The organism is Streptococcus oralis subsp. oralis (assembly GCF_002096595.1).
Classification (GTDB): Bacteria; Bacillota; Bacilli; order Lactobacillales; family Streptococcaceae; genus Streptococcus; species Streptococcus oralis_D.
In genome coordinates, this window is sequence record NZ_NCUR01000010.1 from 137,977 (window position 1) to 158,861 (window position 20,885).

General features: G+C 41.1%; 18 protein-coding genes and 1 tRNA gene. All 19 read left to right on the forward strand.

The annotated features are described in order from the left end of the window. The first annotated feature begins 5 nt into the window (after positions 1 to 5). The 19 genes from recN (at position 6) to B7714_RS05150 (ending at position 20,753) form a co-directional block, all read left to right on the forward strand. Positions 6 to 1,673 (forward strand): DNA repair protein RecN, encoded by a 1,668-nt coding sequence (gene recN, locus B7714_RS05060; protein ID WP_084859834.1) that lies wholly within the window; start codon positions 6 to 8, stop codon positions 1,671 to 1,673. Continuing rightward, positions 1,674 to 2,402 carry a metallophosphoesterase family protein gene (locus B7714_RS05065; RefSeq protein WP_049490718.1) on the forward strand — a complete coding sequence of 243 codons (729 nt, stop codon included), beginning with the start codon at positions 1,674 to 1,676 and terminating at the stop codon, positions 2,400 to 2,402. It begins immediately after the preceding gene. Between the two features lie 78 nt (positions 2,403 to 2,480). Beyond that, positions 2,481 to 4,304, forward strand: coding sequence for a translation elongation factor 4 (gene lepA / locus B7714_RS05070; protein ID WP_049478162.1), 1,824 nt, complete (start codon positions 2,481 to 2,483; stop codon positions 4,302 to 4,304). Positions 4,305 to 4,444: 140 nt separating this feature from the next. Beyond that, positions 4,445 to 5,068, forward strand: coding sequence for a hypothetical protein (locus tag B7714_RS05075; protein WP_084859835.1), 624 nt, complete (start codon positions 4,445 to 4,447; stop codon positions 5,066 to 5,068). Positions 5,069 to 5,151: 83 nt separating this feature from the next. After that, the gene (gene dprA / locus B7714_RS05080) at positions 5,152 to 6,000 is read left to right on the forward strand and encodes a DNA-processing protein DprA (RefSeq protein WP_084859836.1); all 849 of its coding nucleotides are present in this window, start codon (positions 5,152 to 5,154) and stop codon (positions 5,998 to 6,000) included. A gap of 117 nt (positions 6,001 to 6,117) precedes the next feature. Next, positions 6,118 to 8,205: a type I DNA topoisomerase gene (topA, locus tag B7714_RS05085; RefSeq protein WP_000179626.1), complete on the forward strand. Its 2,088-nt coding sequence runs from the start codon at positions 6,118 to 6,120 to the stop codon at positions 8,203 to 8,205. Positions 8,206 to 8,312: 107 nt separating this feature from the next. Further along, a complete protein-coding gene (locus tag B7714_RS05090; protein ID WP_001237224.1) occupies positions 8,313 to 8,672 on the forward strand; it encodes a YbaN family protein in 360 nt (119 codons plus the stop codon). 93 nt (positions 8,673 to 8,765) lie between these two features. After that, a complete protein-coding gene (locus B7714_RS05095; RefSeq protein WP_084859837.1) occupies positions 8,766 to 9,398 on the forward strand; it encodes a copper homeostasis protein CutC in 633 nt (210 codons plus the stop codon). A gap of 43 nt (positions 9,399 to 9,441) precedes the next feature. Then, a complete protein-coding gene (locus B7714_RS05100; protein ID WP_084859838.1) occupies positions 9,442 to 10,098 on the forward strand; it encodes an MmcQ/YjbR family DNA-binding protein in 657 nt (218 codons plus the stop codon). Between the two features lie 314 nt (positions 10,099 to 10,412). Continuing rightward, positions 10,413 to 11,975, forward strand: coding sequence for a 2-isopropylmalate synthase (locus B7714_RS05105; protein WP_070683956.1), 1,563 nt, complete (start codon positions 10,413 to 10,415; stop codon positions 11,973 to 11,975). Between the two features lie 11 nt (positions 11,976 to 11,986). Beyond that, positions 11,987 to 13,024 carry a 3-isopropylmalate dehydrogenase gene (gene leuB, locus B7714_RS05110; RefSeq protein WP_084859839.1) on the forward strand — a complete coding sequence of 346 codons (1,038 nt, stop codon included), beginning with the start codon at positions 11,987 to 11,989 and terminating at the stop codon, positions 13,022 to 13,024. Further along, positions 13,021 to 13,290, forward strand: a complete 270-nt coding sequence (locus tag B7714_RS05115) for a DUF1294 domain-containing protein (RefSeq protein WP_084859840.1) — start codon at positions 13,021 to 13,023, stop codon at positions 13,288 to 13,290. The genes leuB and B7714_RS05115 overlap by 4 nt, the downstream gene beginning before the upstream one ends. 3 nt (positions 13,291 to 13,293) lie before the next feature. Next, complete coding sequence (gene leuC / locus B7714_RS05120) at positions 13,294 to 14,676, forward strand: 3-isopropylmalate dehydratase large subunit (protein WP_000907571.1); 1,383 nt, start codon at positions 13,294 to 13,296, stop codon at positions 14,674 to 14,676. A gap of 9 nt (positions 14,677 to 14,685) precedes the next feature. Further along, positions 14,686 to 15,279: a 3-isopropylmalate dehydratase small subunit gene (gene leuD / locus B7714_RS05125; protein WP_000410641.1), complete on the forward strand. Its 594-nt coding sequence runs from the start codon at positions 14,686 to 14,688 to the stop codon at positions 15,277 to 15,279. A gap of 26 nt (positions 15,280 to 15,305) precedes the next feature. Beyond that, complete coding sequence (locus tag B7714_RS05130; RefSeq protein WP_000160505.1) at positions 15,306 to 16,085, forward strand: L-threonylcarbamoyladenylate synthase; 780 nt, start codon at positions 15,306 to 15,308, stop codon at positions 16,083 to 16,085. A gap of 152 nt (positions 16,086 to 16,237) precedes the next feature. Further along, the gene (locus tag B7714_RS05135; RefSeq protein ID WP_162284804.1) at positions 16,238 to 18,163 is read left to right on the forward strand and encodes an McrB family protein; all 1,926 of its coding nucleotides are present in this window, start codon (positions 16,238 to 16,240) and stop codon (positions 18,161 to 18,163) included. Next, a complete protein-coding gene (locus B7714_RS05140) occupies positions 18,150 to 19,454 on the forward strand; it encodes an McrC family protein (RefSeq protein WP_193432112.1) in 1,305 nt (434 codons plus the stop codon). Before B7714_RS05135 ends, B7714_RS05140 begins: the two co-directional genes overlap by 14 nt. A 173-nt stretch (positions 19,455 to 19,627) precedes the next feature. Continuing rightward, positions 19,628 to 20,614 (forward strand): GMP reductase, encoded by a 987-nt coding sequence (locus tag B7714_RS05145; protein ID WP_000931163.1) that lies wholly within the window; start codon positions 19,628 to 19,630, stop codon positions 20,612 to 20,614. A 67-nt stretch (positions 20,615 to 20,681) separates the two neighbouring features. Then, positions 20,682 to 20,753 (forward strand) — tRNA-Arg (locus B7714_RS05150). Positions 20,754 to 20,885 lie beyond the last annotated feature (132 nt).

Sequence of the window (20,885 nt, forward strand, 5' to 3'; positions counted from 1 at the left end):
TCAGTATGTTACTTGAAATTTCAATAAAAAACTTTGCCATTATTGAGGCGATTTCGCTCAATTTTGAAAAGGGTATGACTGTTTTGACCGGGGAAACGGGTGCTGGAAAGTCTATCATTATCGACGCTATGAATCTCATGTTGGGGGCTCGTGCAACGACAGACGTTATTCGCCACAGTGCGCCAAAGGCAGAGATTGAGGGGCTTTTCTCGGTTGAAAACAGTCGCCTTTTACAGGAACTTTTTGATGAGCAAGGTTTAGAATTGGGCGATGAGATCATCATCCGGCGTGAAATTCTGCAAAACGGTCGTAGTGTTAGTCGCGTGAATGGTCAGATGGTCAATCTTTCTGTCTTGCGTGCTATAGGGCAACATCTTGTAGATATCCATGGTCAGCATGACCAAGAGGAGTTAATGCGTCCACAACTGCACATCCAGATGTTGGATGAGTTTGGTGATGCAGCTTTCTTGGAGCTGAAGGAGACCTATCAGACGAGCTTTGATGCCTATCGCAAAATGCGTAAGCAGGTTTTGGAAGTCAAGAAAAACCAACAGGAACACAAGGCTCGTATTGAGATGTTGGAATTTCAAGTGGCAGAGATTGAGGCTGCAAACTTGCAGGCTGGAGAAGACTTGGCTCTCAACCAAGAACGAGATAAACTCCTCAATCACAAAAATATTGCGGATACGCTAACCAATGCCTATAGCATGTTGGACAATGAGGAATTCTCCAGTCTTGCTAATGTCCGTTCAGCAATGAATGACATGGAAAGTGTCGAAGAGTATGACCCTGAATACCGTGAAATTTCAAGTTCTCTGTCTGAGACCTACTATGTTTTAGAAGATATTACAAAGCGTTTGGAAGATATTATTGAGGACTTGGATTTTGATGGTAATCGCCTTATGCAGGTTGAGAATCGCCTAGATCTTCTGAATACTATTACCCGCAAGTATGGTGGAACTGTGGACGATGTCCTGCTTTATTTTGCCAAGATTACGGATGAGTACAATCTCTTGACTGGAAATAATCTTTCTTCCGAAGATATGGAAGCAGAACTCAAGAAATTGGAAGTTAATCTTGTTGATTTGGCAGGTCAGCTTGCATCTGCTCGCCATGATTTGGCCCAGCAGCTTGAAGCCGAGATTAAGCAAGAATTGCAAGATCTCTATATGGAGAAGGCTCAATTTCAGGTTCGCTTTAGTAAGAGTAAGTTCAGCCGTGAAGGAAATGAAGCAGTCGAATTTTACATTTCCACCAACCCAGGTGAGGACTTTAAGCCCTTGGTCAAAGTTGCATCTGGTGGGGAATTGTCTCGTCTCATGCTAGCTATTAAGTCTGCCTTTTCTCGTAAGGAAGGTAAGACTAGTATTGTCTTTGATGAGGTGGATACAGGAGTCTCAGGTCGTGTTGCCCAAGCTATTGCGCAGAAGATTCACAAGATTGGCCAACATGGTCAGGTTTTAGCTATTTCTCACCTACCGCAAGTAATTGCGATTGCAGATTACCAATTCTTTATTGAAAAGATTAGTGACGAACATTCAACAGTATCGACAGTTCGTCTCTTGACTTTAGAAGAACGAGTAGAGGAAGTTGCTAAGATGTTAGCAGGAGAGAATGTAACAGAAGCAGCCCTTACCCAAGCGAGAGAATTATTGCAAACGAGGGAGAAATAAATGACGGACTATTATGTAATTGGAGATGTTCACGGGAAAGCAGGTATGCTAGAAGATCTGCTCAAGACCTGGGATGGTCAAACTCAGTTGCTCTTTCTAGGAGATTTGATTGACCGTGGTGAAGACAGTCGCCGTGTTCTAGAAATGGTCAAAGACTTGGTCGACAATCAAGGAGCTATTTGTTTATCAGGTAATCATGAGTATATGTTTCTGACTTGGCTCGATGACCCAGAAGAAAGCTATGACCATTATCGTCGCAATGGTGGAGATACAACTATTAACTCTATTTTAGGTCGTCCCTTGGATGCACCAGTTGATGGCGTAGAAGATGCCAAGCGTGTTGCGACTGAAGCAGCAGATTTGGTCGAATTTATTCGTCAAATGCCATTTGTAGTAGAGACAGACAAGTATATCTTTGTTCATGCGGGTATTGATTTGACCTTGGATGATTGGCATGAAACGACTGATTACAAGAAAGTCTGGCTCAGAAAACCATTCCACGAAGCGGCTAACCATACTGGAAAAACTATTGTCTTTGGGCATACACCGGTTTATGGTTTGCTCAAGCAAGACCGAGGTACAGCTGAGCTTTGGATAACAGAGGATGGCAAGATTGGTATGGATGGAGGAGCTGTATATGGTGGTGTCCTTCATGGAATCGTCTTTACTGACCAAGGAATGACAGAACACCACTTTATTGAAAATGATGGCTTTATTGCCGAAGATTAGTACTCCTAGCAGGGTATGGTCTTGTCAAAATGTTAAAAACAATTTATAATTAATAGATACCCTGAAAGGAAGAGCAGCATGAACTTAGAAGAATTAAAGAAACGACAGGAGAAGATTCGAAACTTCTCTATTATCGCCCATATTGACCATGGGAAGTCAACGCTTGCAGACCGTATTTTGGAGGCAACTGAGACGGTTTCTAGTCGTGAAATGCAAGCCCAACTTTTGGATAGTATGGATCTTGAGCGTGAGCGTGGGATTACCATTAAACTCAATGCCATTGAGCTCAATTATACTGCAAAAGATGGCGAGACCTATATTTTCCACTTGATTGATACACCTGGGCACGTGGACTTTACCTATGAAGTGTCACGTTCGCTCGCTGCCTGTGAAGGGGCGATTTTAGTAGTTGACGCTGCACAAGGAATTGAGGCACAAACTCTTGCCAACGTTTATCTAGCATTGGACAATGATTTGGAAATTCTGCCAGTCATTAACAAGATTGACCTACCAGCAGCCGATCCTGAGCGCGTGCGTACGGAGATTGAGGATGTCATTGGACTGGATGCCAGTGAAGCAGTCTTAGCTTCAGCCAAAGCTGGTATTGGTATTGAAGAAATTCTCGAACAAATCGTAGAAAAGGTGCCAGCACCAACGGGCGATGTGACGGCACCACTTAAGGCATTGATTTTCGACTCAGTTTATGATGCCTATCGTGGGGTTATCCTCCAAGTGCGTGTTATGGACGGAGTGGTTAAACCTGGCGATAAGATTCAGCTTATGAGCAATGGCAAGACATTTGATGTGACCGAAGTTGGTATTTTCACGCCGAAAGCAGTCGGGCGCGATTTCCTAGCGACAGGTGACGTTGGTTATATTGCGGCTTCCATCAAGACGGTTCAAGACACGCGTGTCGGAGATACAGTGACCCTAGCAAGCAATCCTGCCGCAGAGCCATTGGATGGCTATAAGCAGATGAATCCTATGGTCTTTGCAGGTCTTTACCCAATCGAATCAAACAAGTACAATGACCTTCGTGAAGCCCTTGAAAAATTGCAGCTCAACGATGCCAGTCTGCAGTTTGAACCAGAAACATCGCAGGCGCTGGGATTTGGTTTCCGTTGTGGATTCCTTGGGCTTCTCCATATGGATGTTATCCAAGAGCGTTTAGAACGTGAGTTTAACATCGACCTCATCATGACAGCTCCGTCTGTTATCTATAAGGTTAACCAAACTGATGGTGAGTCTATGGATGTGTCTAACCCATCAGAGTTTCCAGACCCAACCAAGATTGCGACTATTGAAGAGCCGTATGTCAAGGCGCAAATCATGGTTCCGCAGGAGTTTGTTGGAGCGGTGATGGAATTGGCTCAACGCAAACGTGGGGATTTTGTGACCATGGACTATATTGATGATAATCGTGTCAATGTTATCTATCAAATTCCACTTGCTGAAATCGTCTTTGACTTTTTTGATAAGCTCAAGTCTTCGACACGTGGTTATGCAAGCTTTGACTACGAATTGTCAGAGTATCGCCCATCTAAACTGGTCAAAATGGATATTCTTCTCAATGGAGACAAGGTGGATGCCCTCAGCTTTATCGTTCACAAGGACTTTGCCTACGAACGTGGGAAACTCATCGTGGATAAGCTCAAGAAAATCATCCCTCGTCAACAATTTGAGGTGCCGATTCAAGCAGCTATTGGGCACAAAATCGTGGCTCGTACTGATATCAAGGCCCTTCGTAAGAACGTACTTGCCAAGTGTTACGGTGGTGACGTTTCTCGTAAACGCAAACTCCTTGAAAAACAAAAAGCTGGTAAGAAACGCATGAAAGCTATCGGATCAGTAGAAGTCCCACAAGAAGCCTTCCTTAGCGTCTTGAGCATGGATGAAGAATAGAAATAAAAAAACTCTTGAAGATTTTTCAAGAGTTTTTGCTTTAAATGAGAGTGATAAAATCGGAAGCTAACAGAATAGATCAGGTTAGAATTTGACAGAAGTCCCTATTTTTCTTATAATGCAGATGGAAAGGTGGTAGGATGAAAAAATTATTAATTTTAGGTACTGTAGTTACTGCTAGTGTTTTTCTAGCTTCATGCTCTAATAAATCGCAAACAGCAACCGAAGAAAGTTCGACTGCGGTTGTTAGTTCTTCAAGAAGTCAGGAAACGAATAGCACTAGTTCTGCTGTTTCTGAAGCGAAAAAGGAAGAGACGCAAATCATCGGTTCGAATGAATATGGATTTGTCAAGGTACCCAAATCATGGGTTCGATTCCATGAAGTAGAAGGTGGAAATGATATACAGTATTGTGATGGAACAGATATCAACATTGTTACGCTGAATACCTTTAAGGCTGAGCAGTTCAATATCAGCGAAGAAGAATATGCTAAACTGGATGTTGTGACTGTCTCATCTAGTATTTTAACTTCCAAAGAACAAAGCTCTGATTTCAGTAAGGTTTGGGGCTCCAAATCGACCATTGGAGGCTATGAAGCCTATGTTGTCAATGCAATTGCTAAGTCAGGGAAATACCTCGTTACCTGGGTCTTCCGATCAAATGATGGTAAAATCCGCTATGTTTCACTTGAAGGGGATGGGGAAACTTTAAAAACAATCTTACCGATGGTTGAAAGTAGCTGGTCAACTACTAAATCTGAATAAAAGAAAAAAAGAAGATTCTTGGTCTTCTTTTTATTTTTTTTACGAATAGATAGATGAGTAGAAAAGAAGAAATGGAGATGTTTATGAAGATTACAAACTATGATATTTACAAATTAAGAAAAGCAGGTTTGACCAATCAACAGATTTTAACTGTCCTTGAATACGATGAGACTGTAGATCAGGAGCTCTTGCTAGGTGAGATTGCAGAAATATCTGGGTGTCGTAATCCTGCAGTCTTTATGGAACGCTATTTCCAGATAGATGATGCACAGTTGGAGAAGGAGTTTCAGAAATTTCCATCCTTTTCTATTCTTGATGACTGTTATCCTTGGGATCTGAGTGAGATTTATGATGCTCCAGTGCTCTTGTTTTACAAAGGGAATCTGGACTTATTGAAATTTCCCAAGGTTGCTGTTGTGGGGAGTCGTTCTTGTTCGAGCCAAGGAGCTAAGTCAGTCCAGAAAATTATCCAAGGTTTAGAAAACGAGTTAATCGTGGTCAGTGGTTTAGCCAAAGGGATTGATACAGCTGCCCATATGGCTGCACTCCAGAATGGAGGAAGAACAATTGCTGTCATTGGAACAGGATTGGATGTTTTCTATCCCCGCGCCAATAAACGTTTGCAGGAACACATTGGAAATCACCATTTGGTACTTAGCGAGTACGGACCTGGTGAGGAACCCTTGAAATTTCACTTTCCAGCTCGTAATCGCATCATTGCTGGCCTTTGCCGTGGTGTGATCGTTGCAGAGGCAAGGATGCGTTCTGGTAGTCTCATTACCTGTGAGCGAGCTATGGAGGAAGGACGTGATGTCTTTGCCATTCCAGGAAACATTTTAGATGGCCATTCAGATGGTTGTCACCACCTGATTCAAGAGGGAGCAAAACTGATTTCCAGCGGTCAAGATGTGCTGGCTGAGTTTGAATTTTAAGGAGAAATTTGTTCCCTCAGATAAACTTTTCTTCTATATATAGGACTTAGGTCTTGACAGCTATAGAAAAATGGTTTACACTTTATAAAGTTTATTACTTTGAAAAGGTGTGATAGTGTGGCTACGGCAACAAAGAAGAAAAAATCAACAGTTAAAAAAAATCTAGTCATCGTGGAGTCGCCTGCTAAAGCGAAAACGATTGAGAAATATCTAGGCAGAAATTACAAGGTTTTAGCCAGTGTCGGGCATATCCGTGATTTGAAAAAATCCAGTATGTCTGTCGACATTGAAAATAACTATGAACCGCAGTATATCAATATCCGTGGAAAAGGTCCTCTCATCAATGACTTGAAAAAAGAAGCTAAAAAGGCCAATAAAGTCTTTCTGGCGAGTGACCCGGACCGTGAAGGAGAAGCGATTTCCTGGCATTTGGCTCATATCCTTGATTTGGATGAGAATGATGCCAACCGTGTAGTCTTTAATGAAATCACCAAAGACGCAGTAAAAAATGCCTTTAAAGAGCCTCGCAAGATTGACATGGACTTGGTCGACGCCCAACAAGCTCGTCGTGTCTTGGACCGCTTGGTAGGGTATTCGATTTCGCCAATTTTGTGGAAAAAGGTCAAGAAGGGCTTATCAGCAGGGCGTGTGCAGTCGGTTGCCCTTAAGCTCATCATTGACCGTGAAAATGAAATCAATGCCTTCCAACCGGAAGAATACTGGACAATTGATGGTGTCTTTAAAAAGGGAACCAAGCAATTTCAGGCTTCTTTCTATGGTATGAATGGCAAAAAGATGAAATTGACCACCAACGAAGAAGTCAAAGAAGTCTTGTCCCATTTGACTAGTAAAGATTTCACAGTAGACCAGGTAGATAAGAAAGAACGCAAACGCAATGCGCCCCTACCTTATACGACTTCAACTATGCAAATGGATGCGGCTAACAAAATTAATTTCCGTACTCGAAAGACTATGATGGTAGCCCAACAGCTCTATGAAGGGATCAATATCGGATCGGGCGTGCAAGGTTTGATTACCTATATGCGTACAGACTCGACTCGTATCAGTCCTGTGGCTCAGAACGAAGCGGCAAGCTACATTAACGACCGCTTTGGTAGCAAGTATTCCAAGCATGGTAGCAAGGTCAAGAATGCCTCAGGAGCTCAAGATGCTCACGAAGCCATTCGTCCATCTAGTGTCTTTAACACACCTGAAAGCATCGCTAAGTACTTGGACAAAGACCAGCTCAAACTTTATACCCTTATCTGGAACCGTTTTGTGGCAAGCCAGATGACAGGTGCTATCTTTGACACCATGGCTGTTAAGCTTTCTCAAAATGGGGTTCAGTTTGCAGCAAATGGAAGTCAAGTTAAGTTTGATGGGTATCTTGCTATCTACAATGACTCTGACAAGAACAAAATGTTGCCAGATATGGCTGTTGGAGATGTGGTCAAGCAGGTCAATAGCAAGCCAGAACAACATTTCACTCAACCGCCAGCTCGCTATTCGGAAGCGACTCTTATCAAGACCTTGGAAGAAAATGGAGTTGGACGTCCGTCAACCTACGCTCCGACCATTGAAACCATCCAAAAACGTTACTATGTTCGTCTGGCAGCTAAACGTTTTGAACCGACAGAACTGGGAGAAATTGTCAATAAACTCATTGTTGAATATTTCCCAGATATCGTAAACGTGACCTTCACAGCTGAGATGGAAGGAAAACTGGATGATGTCGAAGTTGGAAAAGAGCAGTGGCAACGTGTTATTGACACCTTTTATAAACCATTCTCTAAAGAAGTAGCTAAGGCTGAATCCGAAATGGAAAAAATCCAGATCAAGGATGAGCCAGCTGGATTTGACTGTGAGGTTTGTGGCAGTCCGATGGTGATTAAGCTCGGTCGTTTTGGTAAATTCTATGCTTGTAGCAATTTCCCTGACTGCCGTCACACACAAGCGATTGTCAAAGAGATTGGAGTCGAGTGTCCAAGCTGCCATCAAGGACAAATTATCGAACGCAAAACCAAGCGCAATCGTATCTTCTATGGTTGCAATCGTTACCCAGAATGTGAATTTACTTCCTGGGACAAACCAATTGGACGAGACTGTCCAAAATGCGGGCACTTCCTTGTGGAGAAAAAGGTCCGTGGTGGTGGTAAACAGGTTGTATGTAGTAATGGCGACTACGAAGAAGAGAAAATTAAATAAAACGAAGAGTCCTGAAAATAAATTTCAGGCTCTTTTTTTGTTGATGCTTGACAAATTTCCCCCTTGTATGCGAAACTAGAGGAAGAGTAATTTATCTAGGAGAAATCATGCGTCTCATTTACCTCAGTATTGGCTTTATTTCACTGGCTTTAGCTGTCATTGGAGTTGTCCTACCACTTTTACCAACAACTCCCTTTCTTTTGTTAGCTATCGCTTGCTTTTCAAAATCTTCTAAGCGTTTTGAAGACTGGCTTTATCATACAAAGCTTTATCAGACTTATGTAGCTGACTTTCGGGAAACTAAGTCAATAGCGCGAGAACGAAAGAAAAAAATCATCGTATCTATCTATATCTTGATGGGGATTTCTATTTATTTTGCCCCTCTTTTGCCAGTCAAAATCGGTCTGGGAGCCTTGACTATCTTTATCACCTACTATCTCTTTAAAGTCATTCCTGACAAAGAATAGATAAAAATAGTAGTTATTTGCCTTGATAAAAATGAAAGCATATTTAAAATAATATGATATAATAAATTTAAAGAAAACATCAAGGAGAATCAAATGATTTACGAATTTTGTGCTGAAAATGTGACCTTGCTTGAAAAAGCGATGCAGGCTGGAGCTCGTCGAATCGAACTTTGTGATAATTTAGCTGTTGGCGGGACAACACCAAGCTATGGTGTAACTAAGGCAGCGGTTGAACTGGCAGCTAACTACGATACGACCATTATGACTATGATTCGTCCCCGTGATGGCGACTTTGTCTATACTGATCCTGAAATAGAGATCATGCTAGAAGATATTCGTTTGACTGCGCAAGCTGGAAGCCAAGGTGTTGTATTTGGTGCTTTAACTGCTGATAAGAAGTTGGATAAGACTAATCTTGAGAAGCTGATTGCCGCATCTAAAGGAATGGAAATTGTCTTTCACATGGCCTTTGATGAATTGAGTGATGAAGACCAGTTGGAAGCCATTGACTGGCTCAGCCAAGCTGGTGTCACTCGTATCTTAACTCGTGCTGGTGTGTCTGGTGACTCGCTCGAGAAACGTTTTGAACACTATCACAGAATTTTGGAACATGCAAAAGGTAAAATTGAAATTTTACCAGGTGGGGGAATTGACTTGGATAACCGTCAAACCTTTATCGACCAGCTGGGCGTGACACAATTGCATGGAACTAAGGTTGTCTTTTAAAAAATAGAAAGGAACTGCTAGCTTTTGGTAGCAGTTTTCACTTATGTTTGAAATTTTTAAATCCTATCAGTTTAATAAAGAAAAAGCTCATGCCTATGGTTTTGTAGAAAATGGAGAAGTCTGGACCTATAGTTGCCAGATTTTGCAGGGTGAATTTTTCATGACACTCTCCATCACTCCTGATAATGTGAGTTTTCTTGTCTTTGACCAGGAAACGGGAGATCTCTATCCTCAAGTTCATATGGAAAGCATGCGTGGGAGTTTTGTTGCAAGTGTCCGTGAGGCTTGTTTGGAGATTCTTTACCAGATTCGGAAGGCTTGCTTTGATGTACAGGATTTTATCTGTCCTCAGACTAAGCGTATCATGGCTCAAGTTCAAGAAAAGTATGGTGATCAGTTGGAGTATCTTTGGGAGAAATCGCCTGATACAGCTGTATTACGCCATGAAGGTAATCAAAAATGGTATGCTGTTTTGATGAAAATCCCATGGGATAAGTTAGATAAGAGTAGAGAAGGGCTAGTCGAAGCAGTCAATATCAAATACGACCAAGTAGCTGACTTGCTTTCGCAAAAGGGAATTTACCCAGCCTTTCATATGAACAAACGCTATTGGCTTAGTCTGGCGCTTGATGATAGTTTGCAAGATGAAGAAGTGTTAGAACTTATCGAAAGAAGTTGGAACTTGACCGTGAAAAAATAAAGAAATTCGCTTGAGTTTTCAAACACTTTCAATTAGCAAAATATTCTTTACTGAAGAAATTTTCAGAAAATATTGGATTTTTTCTTGACAAGAGATTTTTCCTATGCTAAAATACTTAACAAGACATCAAACGAAGGAGAAAGTCAAACATGAAAACAGCTAAGTTTAATCAATTTGCTTTGTTGTTGAGGTACTCGGGCTAGTGCAGAAGCATTAGTCCTGTTTGGCTTACCAAGCGGGAGTAAATCAACATCTCGCTTGGGCTTCTGAGCGAGATGTTTTTTTAAAACCATATTTGGAAAAGGGGAAATCTTATGCGTAAAGTTGAATTTTTTGATACAAGTCTTCGTGATGGGGAACAAACACCTGGTGTTAACTTCTCAATAAAGGAAAAAGTTTCCATTGCAAGACAGCTGGAGAAATGGGGAATTTCTGTAATTGAAGCTGGTTTTCCTGCTGCTAGTCCAGATTCATTTATAGCTGTTCAAAAAATTGCTAGAGCCATGAAAAAAACAGCAGTGACAGGATTAGCTCGTTCTGTAAAATCTGATATTGATGCTTGTTATGAGGCTCTTAAGGATGCCAAGTATCCACAAATTCATGTCTTTATCGCTACCAGTCCGATTCACCGCAAGTATAAACTCAATAAGAGCAAGGAAGAGATTTTAGAAGCTATTAAGGAGCATGTTTCTTATGCACGTTCTAAGTTTGAGGTTGTCGAGTTCTCTCCTGAAGATGCGACTAGAACAGAGTTGGATTTCCTCTTACAAGTCGTTCAAACAGCGGTCGATGCAGGTGCATCTTATATCAATATCCCTGACACAGTTGGCTTTACGACTCCAGAAGAGTTTGCACGCATCTTTGATCACTTGACTGAAAATATTAAATCAGATCATAAAGTTGTCTTTGGTGTTCACTGTCACGATGATCTCGGTATGGCAACTGCAAATACTTTGACAGCAATTAAACACGGCGCTGGACGTGTCCAGGGAACTATTAATGGTATCGGTGAACGCGCAGGTAATGTTGCTCTTGAAGAAGTAGCTGTTGCTTTGAAGATTCGTGAGGATTTCTTCCAAGCAACTAGTGATATTGTTTTGGATGAAACAATGAATACGTCAGAAATGGTTTCTCGCTTCTCTGGTATTCCAGTTCCTAAAAACAAGGCTGTCGTTGGTGGCAATGCCTTCTCTCATGAATCGGGTATTCACCAAGATGGAGTCCTTAAAAATCCTCTTACTTATGAGATCATCACACCTGAATTGGTCGGTGTTAAGAGTAATAGCCTTCCGCTTGGTAAATTGTCAGGTCGCCATGCCTTTGTTGAAAAACTAAGAGAACTGGCCCTAGATTTTACAGAAGAGGATATCAAACCACTCTTTGCTAAGTTCAAGGCACTAGCGGATAAGAAACAAGAAATCACAGATGCAGATATTCGAGCTCTGGTAGCTGGAACAATGGTTGAAAATCCAGAAGGCTTCCACTTTGATGATCTACAACTTCAAACCCATGCGGACAATGACATCGAAGCGCTCGTTAGTCTAGCCAACATGGATGGTGAAAAAGTCGAATTCAATGCGACAGGACAAGGCTCTGTTGAAGCGATCTTTAACGCTATCGATAAGTTCTTTAACCAATCTGTCCGCTTGGTGTCCTATACCATTGATGCTGTGACAGATGGAATTGATGCTCAAGCTCGTGTCTTGGTTACTGTTGAAAACAGAGATACAGAGACCATCTTTAACGCGGCAGGTCTTGACTTTGATGTATTGAAGGCTTCGGCGATTGCTTATATCAATGCCAATACCTTTGTTCAAAAAGAGAATGCTGGTGAGATGGGGCGCAGCGTTTCCTACCGAGACATGCCTAGTGTGTAAAGGAGAAGGCTATGACAAAGAAAATAGTAGCACTAGCAGGGGATGGAATCGGTCCAGAAATTATGGAAGCTGGTTTAGTGGTTCTGGAAGCTCTAGCCGAAAAAACTGGCTTTGACTATGTGATAGACAGGCGCCCCTTTGGAGGTGCAGGTATTGATGCTGCGGGGCATCCCTTACCTGATGAAACCCTCAAGGCATGTAGAGAAGCAGATGCTATTCTCCTAGCAGCTATCGGTAGTCCTCAATATGATGGCGCAGCGATTCGGCCTGAACAAGGCTTGCTGGCTCTTCGTAAGGAACTCAACCTCTATGCTAATATTCGCCCCGTAAAAATCTTTGACAGTCTCAAGCATTTGTCACCTCTCAAACCGGAACGAATTGCTGGTGTAGACTTTGTCGTGGTGCGTGAGTTGACAGGTGGAATTTACTTTGGGGATCATATCCTTGAAGAGCGGAAAGCGCGTGATATTAACGACTATAGCTATGAGGAAGTAGTGCGGATTATTCGTAAGGCCTTTGAAATTGCAAGCAATCGCAGAAAAATCGTTACTAGTATCGATAAGCAAAATGTTCTAGCGACATCAAAACTCTGGCGCAGAGTGGCTGAGGAAGTCGCACAGGATTTCCCAGATGTAACCTTGGAACACCAGTTGGTGGACTCAGCTGCTATGCTCATGATTACTAATCCTGCTAAATTTGATGTCATCGTGACAGAAAATCTTTTTGGAGATATTCTCTCAGATGAATCAAGCGTTCTATCTGGCACACTTGGAGTCATGCCATCAGCCAGTCATTCTGAAAAAGGTCCAAGTCTTTATGAGCCTATTCACGGTTCGGCACCTGATATTGCAGGTCAAGGAATTGCCAACCCTATCTCCATGATTTTGTCAGTTGCTATGATGTTGAGAGATAGCTTTGGACGTTATGAGGATGCGGAGCGTATCGAACATGCTGTTGAAGCTAGTTTAGCGGCTGGTGTTTTAACAAGAGATATTGGAGGACAGGCTTCGACCAAGGAAATGACAGAAGCCATCATTGAAAGATTATGAAGATAAATGAAGGAATCACGCTAGCTCTCTTGATTTGGAATTTGCTGATTTTCTTGATTTATGGCATTGACAAATCCAAGGCAAGGAGAGGTGCTTGGCGCATCCCAGAGAAAATCTTACTCATTTTGGCTCTTACTTGTGGTGGTTTTGGTGCCTGGTTGGCAGGAATCACCTTTCACCACAAGACTAGAAAATGGTATTTTAAAACAGTTTGGTTTCTTGGGGTGGTGACCACACTAGTAGCCTTATATTTTATTTGGAGGTAATGGATGGCAGGAAAATCAATTTTTGATAAATTATGGGACCGCCATGTCATCACAGGAGAAGAAGGGCAGCCCCAACTCATGTACGTGGATCAGCACTATATTCATGAAGTGACTAGTCCCCAAGCTTTTCAAGGATTACGAGATGCAGGTCGCAGATTGAGACGGCCAGACTTGACATTTGGAACTTTCGATCATAATGTTCCGACCGTCAACATCTATGATATTCGAGATGTTATTTCTAAGGCCCAAATTGATAAGCTTGCTGAAAATGTTGAGGAGTTTGGGATTGAACATGCGGCCCACGGTTCTGAAAAGCAGGGAATCGTTCACATGGTAGGTCCAGAAACAGGACGGACCCAACCAGGAAAATTCATCGTCTGTGGAGACAGTCACACAGCTACTCACGGAGCTTTCGGAGCTATCGCCTTTGGGATTGGGACCAGTGAGGTTGAGCATGTCTTTGCTACTCAGACACTCTGGCAAGTTAAACCCAAGAAAATGCTGGTAGAATTCACTGGTGTTCCTCAAAAAGGAGTTTATTCTAAGGATTACATTCTCGCCTTAATTGCCAAGTACGGCGTTGCCTGTGGTGTTGGCTATGTGGTGGAATATCGTGGGCAAGCAATTGATGCACTGACCATGGAAGAGAGAATGACCATCTGCAATATGTCCATCGAGTTTGGCTCCAAGATGGGAATTATGAATCCAGACCAGACTACCTATGACTATCTCAAGGGACGGGAATGCGTTCCCGAAGCTTTCGAGGAGGCGGTTGCTGACTGGAAGACGCTTGTCAGCGATGATGATGCTGTCTATGATAAGGTTATCCGGATGGATGTCTCAGACTTGGCTCCTATGGTGACCTGGGGAACCAATCCTGCTATGGGCGTCGACTTTGACAGTAGTTTTCCAGAAATTAAGGATATGAATGATGAACGAGCTTATCATTACATGAACTTGGAGCCTGGCCAAAAGCCAGCGGATATTGAACTAGGTTATATCTTTATCGGGTCTTGTACCAATGCTCGACTCAGTGACTTACAGCTGGCTGCGCGATTTGTCAAAGGGAAGAAAATTGCTCCCAACTTAACGGCTATCGTGGTTCCAGGCTCTCGTCCTGTCAAACGAGCTGCTGAGAAGTTGGGCTTGGATAAGGTCTTCTTAGATGCTGGCTTTGAATGGAGAGACCCAGGTTGTTCTATGTGCCTAGGGATGAATCCTGACAAGGTCCCTGATGGTGTTCACTGTGCCTCAACTAGTAACCGCAATTTTGAAGACAGACAGGGATTTGGCGCTAAGACTCATCTCTGCAGTCCAGCCATGGCAGCGGCAGCAGCTATCGCAGGGCGTTTCGTAGATGTTCGACAAATGCCAGAAGCCCAGTAAGGAGAGGATATGGAGAAATTTACAGTTTATACAGGAACGACCGTTCCTCTCATGAATGATAACATCGACACCGACCAAATACTCCCCAAGCAGTTTCTCAAGTTAATTGATAAAAAAGGCTTTGGTAAGTACCTCATGTATGCTTGGCGTTATCTGGACGATAACTATACTGAGGATCCAGACTTTGTTTTTAACCGACCAGAATACCGCAAAGCTAGTATTCTCATCTCGGGGGATAACTTTGGTGCGGGGTCTTCGAGGGAACACGCAGCTTGGGCTCTAGCTGACTATGGTTTTAAGGTCGTGATTGCAGGATCTTTCGGGGACATTCATTACAATAATGAACTCAATAATGGCATGCTGCCCATTGTTCAGCCTAGAGAGGTTAGAGAGAAACTAGCCCAGCTCAAACCAACTGACCAGGTAACTGTGGACTTGGAACAACAAAAAATCATCTCACCAGTTGGAGAATTCACTTTCGAAATAGATAGCGAGTGGAAACACAAGCTCTTAAATGGTTTGGATGATATCGGTATTACTTTGCAGTATGAAGATTTGATTGCTGCCTATGAAAAACAACGACCAGCCTACTGGCAGGAATAGAAAAATAGAAAAGGAAATATAGAATTATGACAAAACACATTCAATGGAACGGAACACTTTCACAAGAAGGCTATGACATTTTAAAAGGTGAGGGCGGGTGCATTGTATGCCCTACAAAAGTTGGTTACATTATCATGACGAGCGATAAGGCAGGTCTTGAACGCAAATTTGAAGCCAAAGAGCGTAACCGTAACAAACCAGGTGTTGTACTTTGTGGTAGCATGGACGAGCTACGCGCTTTAGCACAACTCAACCCAGAAATTGAAGCCTTCTATCAAAAACATTGGGACGAAGACATTCTCCTCGGTTGTATCCTTCCTTGGAAACCAGAAGCTTTTGAAAAACTCAAAGCATACGGTGATGGCCGTGAAGAACTCATGACTGACGTTCGTGGTACTAGCTGTTTTGTCATCAAGTTTGGTAAAGCTGGTGAACAGTTGGCTGCTAAACTTTGGGAAGAAGGCAAGATGGTCTACGCCTCATCAGCCAACCCATCTGGAAAAGGAAACCGTGGTAAGGTAGAAGGAATCGGAGAACGTATCGAAGGGGCAGTGGACCTTGTCATCGAAGCAGACGACTATGTGGCATCTATCCAACCTGACAAAACGATTGAAACGCGCTACGAGCAAGGTGTGATGGTTTCTATGGTTGATAAGGACGGAAAACTCATCCCAGAACAAGGTGGAGCACGTTCAACCTCACCAGCACCAGTCGTTATCCGTAAAGGGCTTGACATTGATAAAATCATGATGCACCTGTCAGATACCTTTAACTCATGGGACTACCGTCAAGGTGAGTATTATTAAGATAAAAAAGAAGTCTAGTGTTATGAGGGAATAAAACCCTCTACTCTAGGCTTTTTCTTTAGAAATTCTTTTCTTTTTATATAGGATATGATATTCTATATATAAAATATATAGTTTTTTATTCGAACATTATTATAAAAGGAGTAAGATTGATGTTGAAAAGAAAAGTTAGTCTGGAAGATTTTTATGACTGGTACCAAGAAAATAAAATAAGATTAAGAGAAGATGCATCTAAATATAGTATTTACAATGAACAATTACGTGAAGAATTTCTTAAAGAGTGGCCACTTGATAGAATTTTAACCATGTCTATTGATGATTATGTTATTGGGAAAGGTGCTAAAAGTAATTCTTTTTGCTATAGTCTTGAGAGGGGTAAATACAAATCTTTATTTTTAGGTATTGGCGGAGGAGGCTCTTCAAAATTTGGTATTTATTGGAATGAGGATACCCAAAGCTATAAAAATCAAGCTAATAAAATCATTCCTATATCTGAATTGGAGCAACGTTTTAATAAACTAAAAAGAGATCTGTATCAGATTATTCAAATCGGTAGTAAACTTGATTTTGACAATCCTATATTTGATATGAAAAAGTCGACAAATGAATTTATTAGTCGTTCTGCTGTGGTGACAAAACTACTTTGTATTTATTCTGAGAATCCTTCTTTTTTAGGAGTAAATATGAATAGTCAAAATGAATTTTGGAATAGGTTGATTCCCCAAAGCAATCAAGGAGGACCCTATCGTCAGAATCATGAGATTTTTAAACTGTTTTCTAAAACATATCCTGAACTAGAATCTTCAATGTTGGGTAGTATTTTATTTGAGTATTCAAAAGATATTATAGACAGTGATAATAAGCAAGGAGAGAAAGAAATGTCTGAACAAAATAATATTCATCATCCCTTGAGTAATATCTTGTTACAATCCAAAAACCTCATCCTCCGTGGTGCTCCTGGTACAGGAAAAACTTATCTTGCTAAAGAAGTTGCCAAAGAATTAACGAATGGCAACGAAGACCAAATCGACTTTGTACAATTTCACCCATCCTATGATTATACAGATTTTGTAGAGGGTTTGAGACCGGTATCAAATGGGGATGGAGCTATTGAGTTTAAGCTACAGAATGGTATTTTTAAAGATTTTTGTCAGAAAGCAAAAGAAGCCCAATTAATTGGAGGACAAGATAATTTTGATGAGGCTTGGGATTCTTACTTAGAATATATAAATGTTGCTGAAGAAAAAGAATATATAACAAAAACATCTTACTTATCTGTTAATAGTAGACAAAATTTGTCAGTAAATTATGATAGTGGTGTTCCAGGATGGTCACTACCTCGCAAATATGTTTACGAGTTGTATAAAGATAAAAATTATAATAAGCAAGAATACTACAAAAGTGGTGGAAAAACTGTCCTAGAAACATTGAGAAAGAGATTTGGTTTGAAAGACTATGTTTCCCCAACAGAAATTGACACAGACAAGAAATTCGTTTTCATCATCGATGAGATTAATCGTGGGGAGATTTCTAAGATTTTTGGTGAACTCTTTTTCTCTATTGATCCTGAATATCGTGGCGAAAGGGGGAGTGTTTCTACCCAGTATGCTAATTTACATGAGACGGATGACAAGTTTTATATTCCTGAGAATGTCTACATCATCGGAACAATGAATGATATTGACCGTTCAGTAGATACCTTTGATTTTGCTATGCGTCGTCGTTTCCGCTTTGTTGAAGTTACTGCTGAAAGTCAAGTTGCTATGTTAGATAAAGAACTGGGTATCCATGCAGAAGAAGCAAAACTTCGTCTTAGAAATTTGAACGCTGCTATCGAAAACGTTCAGGAGCTAAACAGTCATTATCATATCGGACCAAGTTATTTCCTTAAGTTGCAGGATGTAGATTTTGACTATGAATTACTCTGGTCTGATTACCTCAAACCGCTTTTGGAAGATTACTTACGAGGTTCTTATGAAGAGGCTGAAACTCTGGATACATTGAAAAAAGCATTTGATCTGACAAATAACGAGCAAACAAATCAGCAAGATACTGGTGATAATGATGCGGATAACTGATAATCAGCATAAAATTGCTAAAGAAGATTTTGTCGCAGAATATCCCAAACTAAGTCAAGCTCTTCTTGATAGAACACTGGATAACCTTTCTAGAGAGGATAATATCTTTATTTTTCCAAATGATTTGACTCATACTCCTGATTTAGAGAAGGACCAAAAGATTTTTGAAACTGTCAATCAGGAAATTAAGACTGGAAATGTGATTGGTTTTCTGGGGTGTGGTCAGGAAAAATTGACGATTTCCTCTCGTTTTTCTGATGAAAGTAACGACCATTTTTTACATTATCTTTTGCAAAAGGTTCTTCATATCAATCTCACTAGTTTAGATGTAGCTTTGTCGCGTGAAGATAAGCTCTATCAACTTTTGATGTATCTCTTCCCCAAGTATCTACAAGCTGCAATTCGAAAAGGTCTTTATAAGGAATACCAAAGATTTTCTCATAACGACAGTCATGTAAAGGGAGTGATAGATGTTGGAAATCATCTTAAAAGAAATGTTCCTTTTATGGGAAATACTGCCTATACAACTAGAGAGTTTACTTATGATAATCCACTCATGCAGTTGATTCGACATACGATTGAGTACATAAAGAATCAGAAAAGTTTCGGAGTTCTGCTCGATAGTAATCGTGAAAATATGACAGAAATTGCGCGTGTAACTCCAGCTTATAAACTAGCTAATCGTGCCAAGATTATCAGAATGAATAAAATCAAACCCATCCGACACGCCTATTTCAGAGAGTATAAAAAATTACAGGAACTCTGCTTGATGATTCTGAGTAGAGAAAAGCATGGTCTTGGATCTCAAGCCCAAAAGGTACATGGTATTCTTTTTGATGTTTCCTGGCTCTGGGAAGAGTATGTTTATACCTTGTTGCCAAAAGGTTTTGTACATCCCAGAAATAAGGATAAGACGGACGGAATTTCAGTTTTTTCTGTTGGGAAACGAAAAGTATATCCAGATTTTTATGATAGAGAACGAAAGATTGTTCTAGATGCTAAATATAAAAAACTGGAGTTCGCTGAAAAAGGAATTGACCGTGAGGACTTATTCCAGCTGATTTCCTATTCTTATATTTTAAAAGCTGAGAAAGCTGGTCTTGTTTTTCCGAGCAAGCACAAGGTTGTTGATAATGAAATAGGAAAGCTAGCAGGTTATGGAGCTTTGTTGAAGAAGTGGTCTATCCAAATCCCTCAGAATGCCTCATCCTATAGTGCATTTTGTAAAATGATGGAAAATTCGGAAGAAAATTTTAAAGCGATTATTGATGAAGAAGTGGGGAGAAAATAGTCTCTTCACTTTTTTGCTATTTAAATAAGCAATTTCCGAACGATATAATTTGATTACTAAAAATATTTGACAAAAACTGTACTTTGGTTTATAATATGTCAAGGAAACGTCGGAAAAAGGCGTAGAGATGCGCAAGCATAGGTAGGTCATTACAAAAGAAACGAGACATCGATATGTTAAATGAATTTCCAATTTTTGATTATGAAGATATTCAGTTGATCCCAAATAAATGTGTCATTAAAAGCCGTGCAGAAGCAGACACGAGTGTCACACTTGGAAATCACACTTTCAAACTACCTGTTGTGCCAGCAAATATGCAGACGATTTTGGATGAGAACGTAGCAGAACAACTGGCTAAAGGTGGCTACTTCTACATTATGCATCGTTTTGATGAGGCAGGGCGTATTCCTTTTATCAAACGCATGCACGATCAAGGCCTTATTGCATCCATCTCTGTCGGTGTCAAGGATTACGAGTATGACTTTGTTAGCCAACTCAAGGCTGATGCTCCTGAGTATATCACGATTGACATTGCTCATGGACATGCGGATAGCGTGATTTCTATGATTCAACACATCAAGAAAGAATTACCAGATACTTTTGTCATTGCTGGCAATGTGGGGACACCAGAAGCTGTTCGTGAATTGGAAAATGCCGGTGCGGATGCTACTAAGGTTGGAATCGGTCCTGGTAAGGTTTGTATTACCAAGGTAAAGACAGGTTTTGGTACAGGTGGCTGGCAGTTGGCTGCCCTACGCTGGTGTGCAAAGGCTGCGCGTAAACCGATCATCGCTGATGGTGGGATTCGTACTCATGGCGATATTGCTAAGTCTATCCGTTTCGGTGCCAGCATGGTCATGATTGGTTCCCTTTTTGCAGGACATATTGAAAGTCCAGGGAAGACAATCGAAGTCGATGGTGAACAATTCAAAGAATACTATGGTTCAGCTTCTCAATACCAAAAAGGAGCATATAAAAATGTGGAAGGCAAACGAATTTTGCTTCCTGCCAAAGGGCATTTGCAAGACACCCTTACTGAGATGGAACAGGACTTGCAAAGTGCTATTTCCTACGCAGGTGGACGCAAGGTTGCTGACCTCAAACACGTCGATTATGTTATCGTGAAAAACTCTATCTGGAACGGGGATGCATCCCACTAATGGACGCTTAGTCCACTCATAAAAAACTTGTTATTAGAGCAAATTTCTGTTATAATAAGACAAGTTTCCACCCTTAGTGTAATGGATATCACGTAAGATTCCGGTTCTTGAGATGGGGGTTCGATTCCCTCAGGGTGGATGTAAATAGCCTAAGAAAGCCTTAAATAAGGCTTTTCTTTATCTCGCCCCAAATTTGCCCCTAAAATTGAAAAGTTTATTCTAAAAAATGCTCAAATCCCCTTCACTTCCGTTTTAAAGTGACTCAGGGGGC

Bases quoted from the DNA above. Each gene is read 5' to 3' on its own strand.
- recN (WP_084859834.1), top strand. From the start codon at position 6: ATGTTACTTGAAATTTCAATAAAAAACTTTGCCATTATTGAGGCGATT.
- B7714_RS05065 (WP_049490718.1), top strand. From the start codon at position 1,674: ATGACGGACTATTATGTAATTGGAGATGTTCACGGGAAAGCAGGTATG.
- lepA (WP_049478162.1), top strand. From the start codon at position 2,481: ATGAACTTAGAAGAATTAAAGAAACGACAGGAGAAGATTCGAAACTTC.
- B7714_RS05075 (WP_084859835.1), top strand. From the start codon at position 4,445: ATGAAAAAATTATTAATTTTAGGTACTGTAGTTACTGCTAGTGTTTTT.
- dprA (WP_084859836.1), top strand. From the start codon at position 5,152: ATGAAGATTACAAACTATGATATTTACAAATTAAGAAAAGCAGGTTTG.
- B7714_RS05090 (WP_001237224.1), top strand. From the start codon at position 8,313: ATGCGTCTCATTTACCTCAGTATTGGCTTTATTTCACTGGCTTTAGCT.
- B7714_RS05095 (WP_084859837.1), top strand. From the start codon at position 8,766: ATGATTTACGAATTTTGTGCTGAAAATGTGACCTTGCTTGAAAAAGCG.
- B7714_RS05100 (WP_084859838.1), top strand. From the start codon at position 9,442: ATGTTTGAAATTTTTAAATCCTATCAGTTTAATAAAGAAAAAGCTCAT.
- B7714_RS05105 (WP_070683956.1), top strand. From the start codon at position 10,413: ATGCGTAAAGTTGAATTTTTTGATACAAGTCTTCGTGATGGGGAACAA.
- leuB (WP_084859839.1), top strand. From the start codon at position 11,987: ATGACAAAGAAAATAGTAGCACTAGCAGGGGATGGAATCGGTCCAGAA.
- B7714_RS05115 (WP_084859840.1), top strand. From the start codon at position 13,021: ATGAAGATAAATGAAGGAATCACGCTAGCTCTCTTGATTTGGAATTTG.
- leuC (WP_000907571.1), top strand. From the start codon at position 13,294: ATGGCAGGAAAATCAATTTTTGATAAATTATGGGACCGCCATGTCATC.
- leuD (WP_000410641.1), top strand. From the start codon at position 14,686: ATGGAGAAATTTACAGTTTATACAGGAACGACCGTTCCTCTCATGAAT.
- B7714_RS05130 (WP_000160505.1), top strand. From the start codon at position 15,306: ATGACAAAACACATTCAATGGAACGGAACACTTTCACAAGAAGGCTAT.
- B7714_RS05135 (WP_162284804.1), top strand. From the start codon at position 16,238: ATGTTGAAAAGAAAAGTTAGTCTGGAAGATTTTTATGACTGGTACCAA.
- B7714_RS05140 (WP_193432112.1), top strand. From the start codon at position 18,150: ATGCGGATAACTGATAATCAGCATAAAATTGCTAAAGAAGATTTTGTC.
- B7714_RS05145 (WP_000931163.1), top strand. From the start codon at position 19,628: ATGTTAAATGAATTTCCAATTTTTGATTATGAAGATATTCAGTTGATC.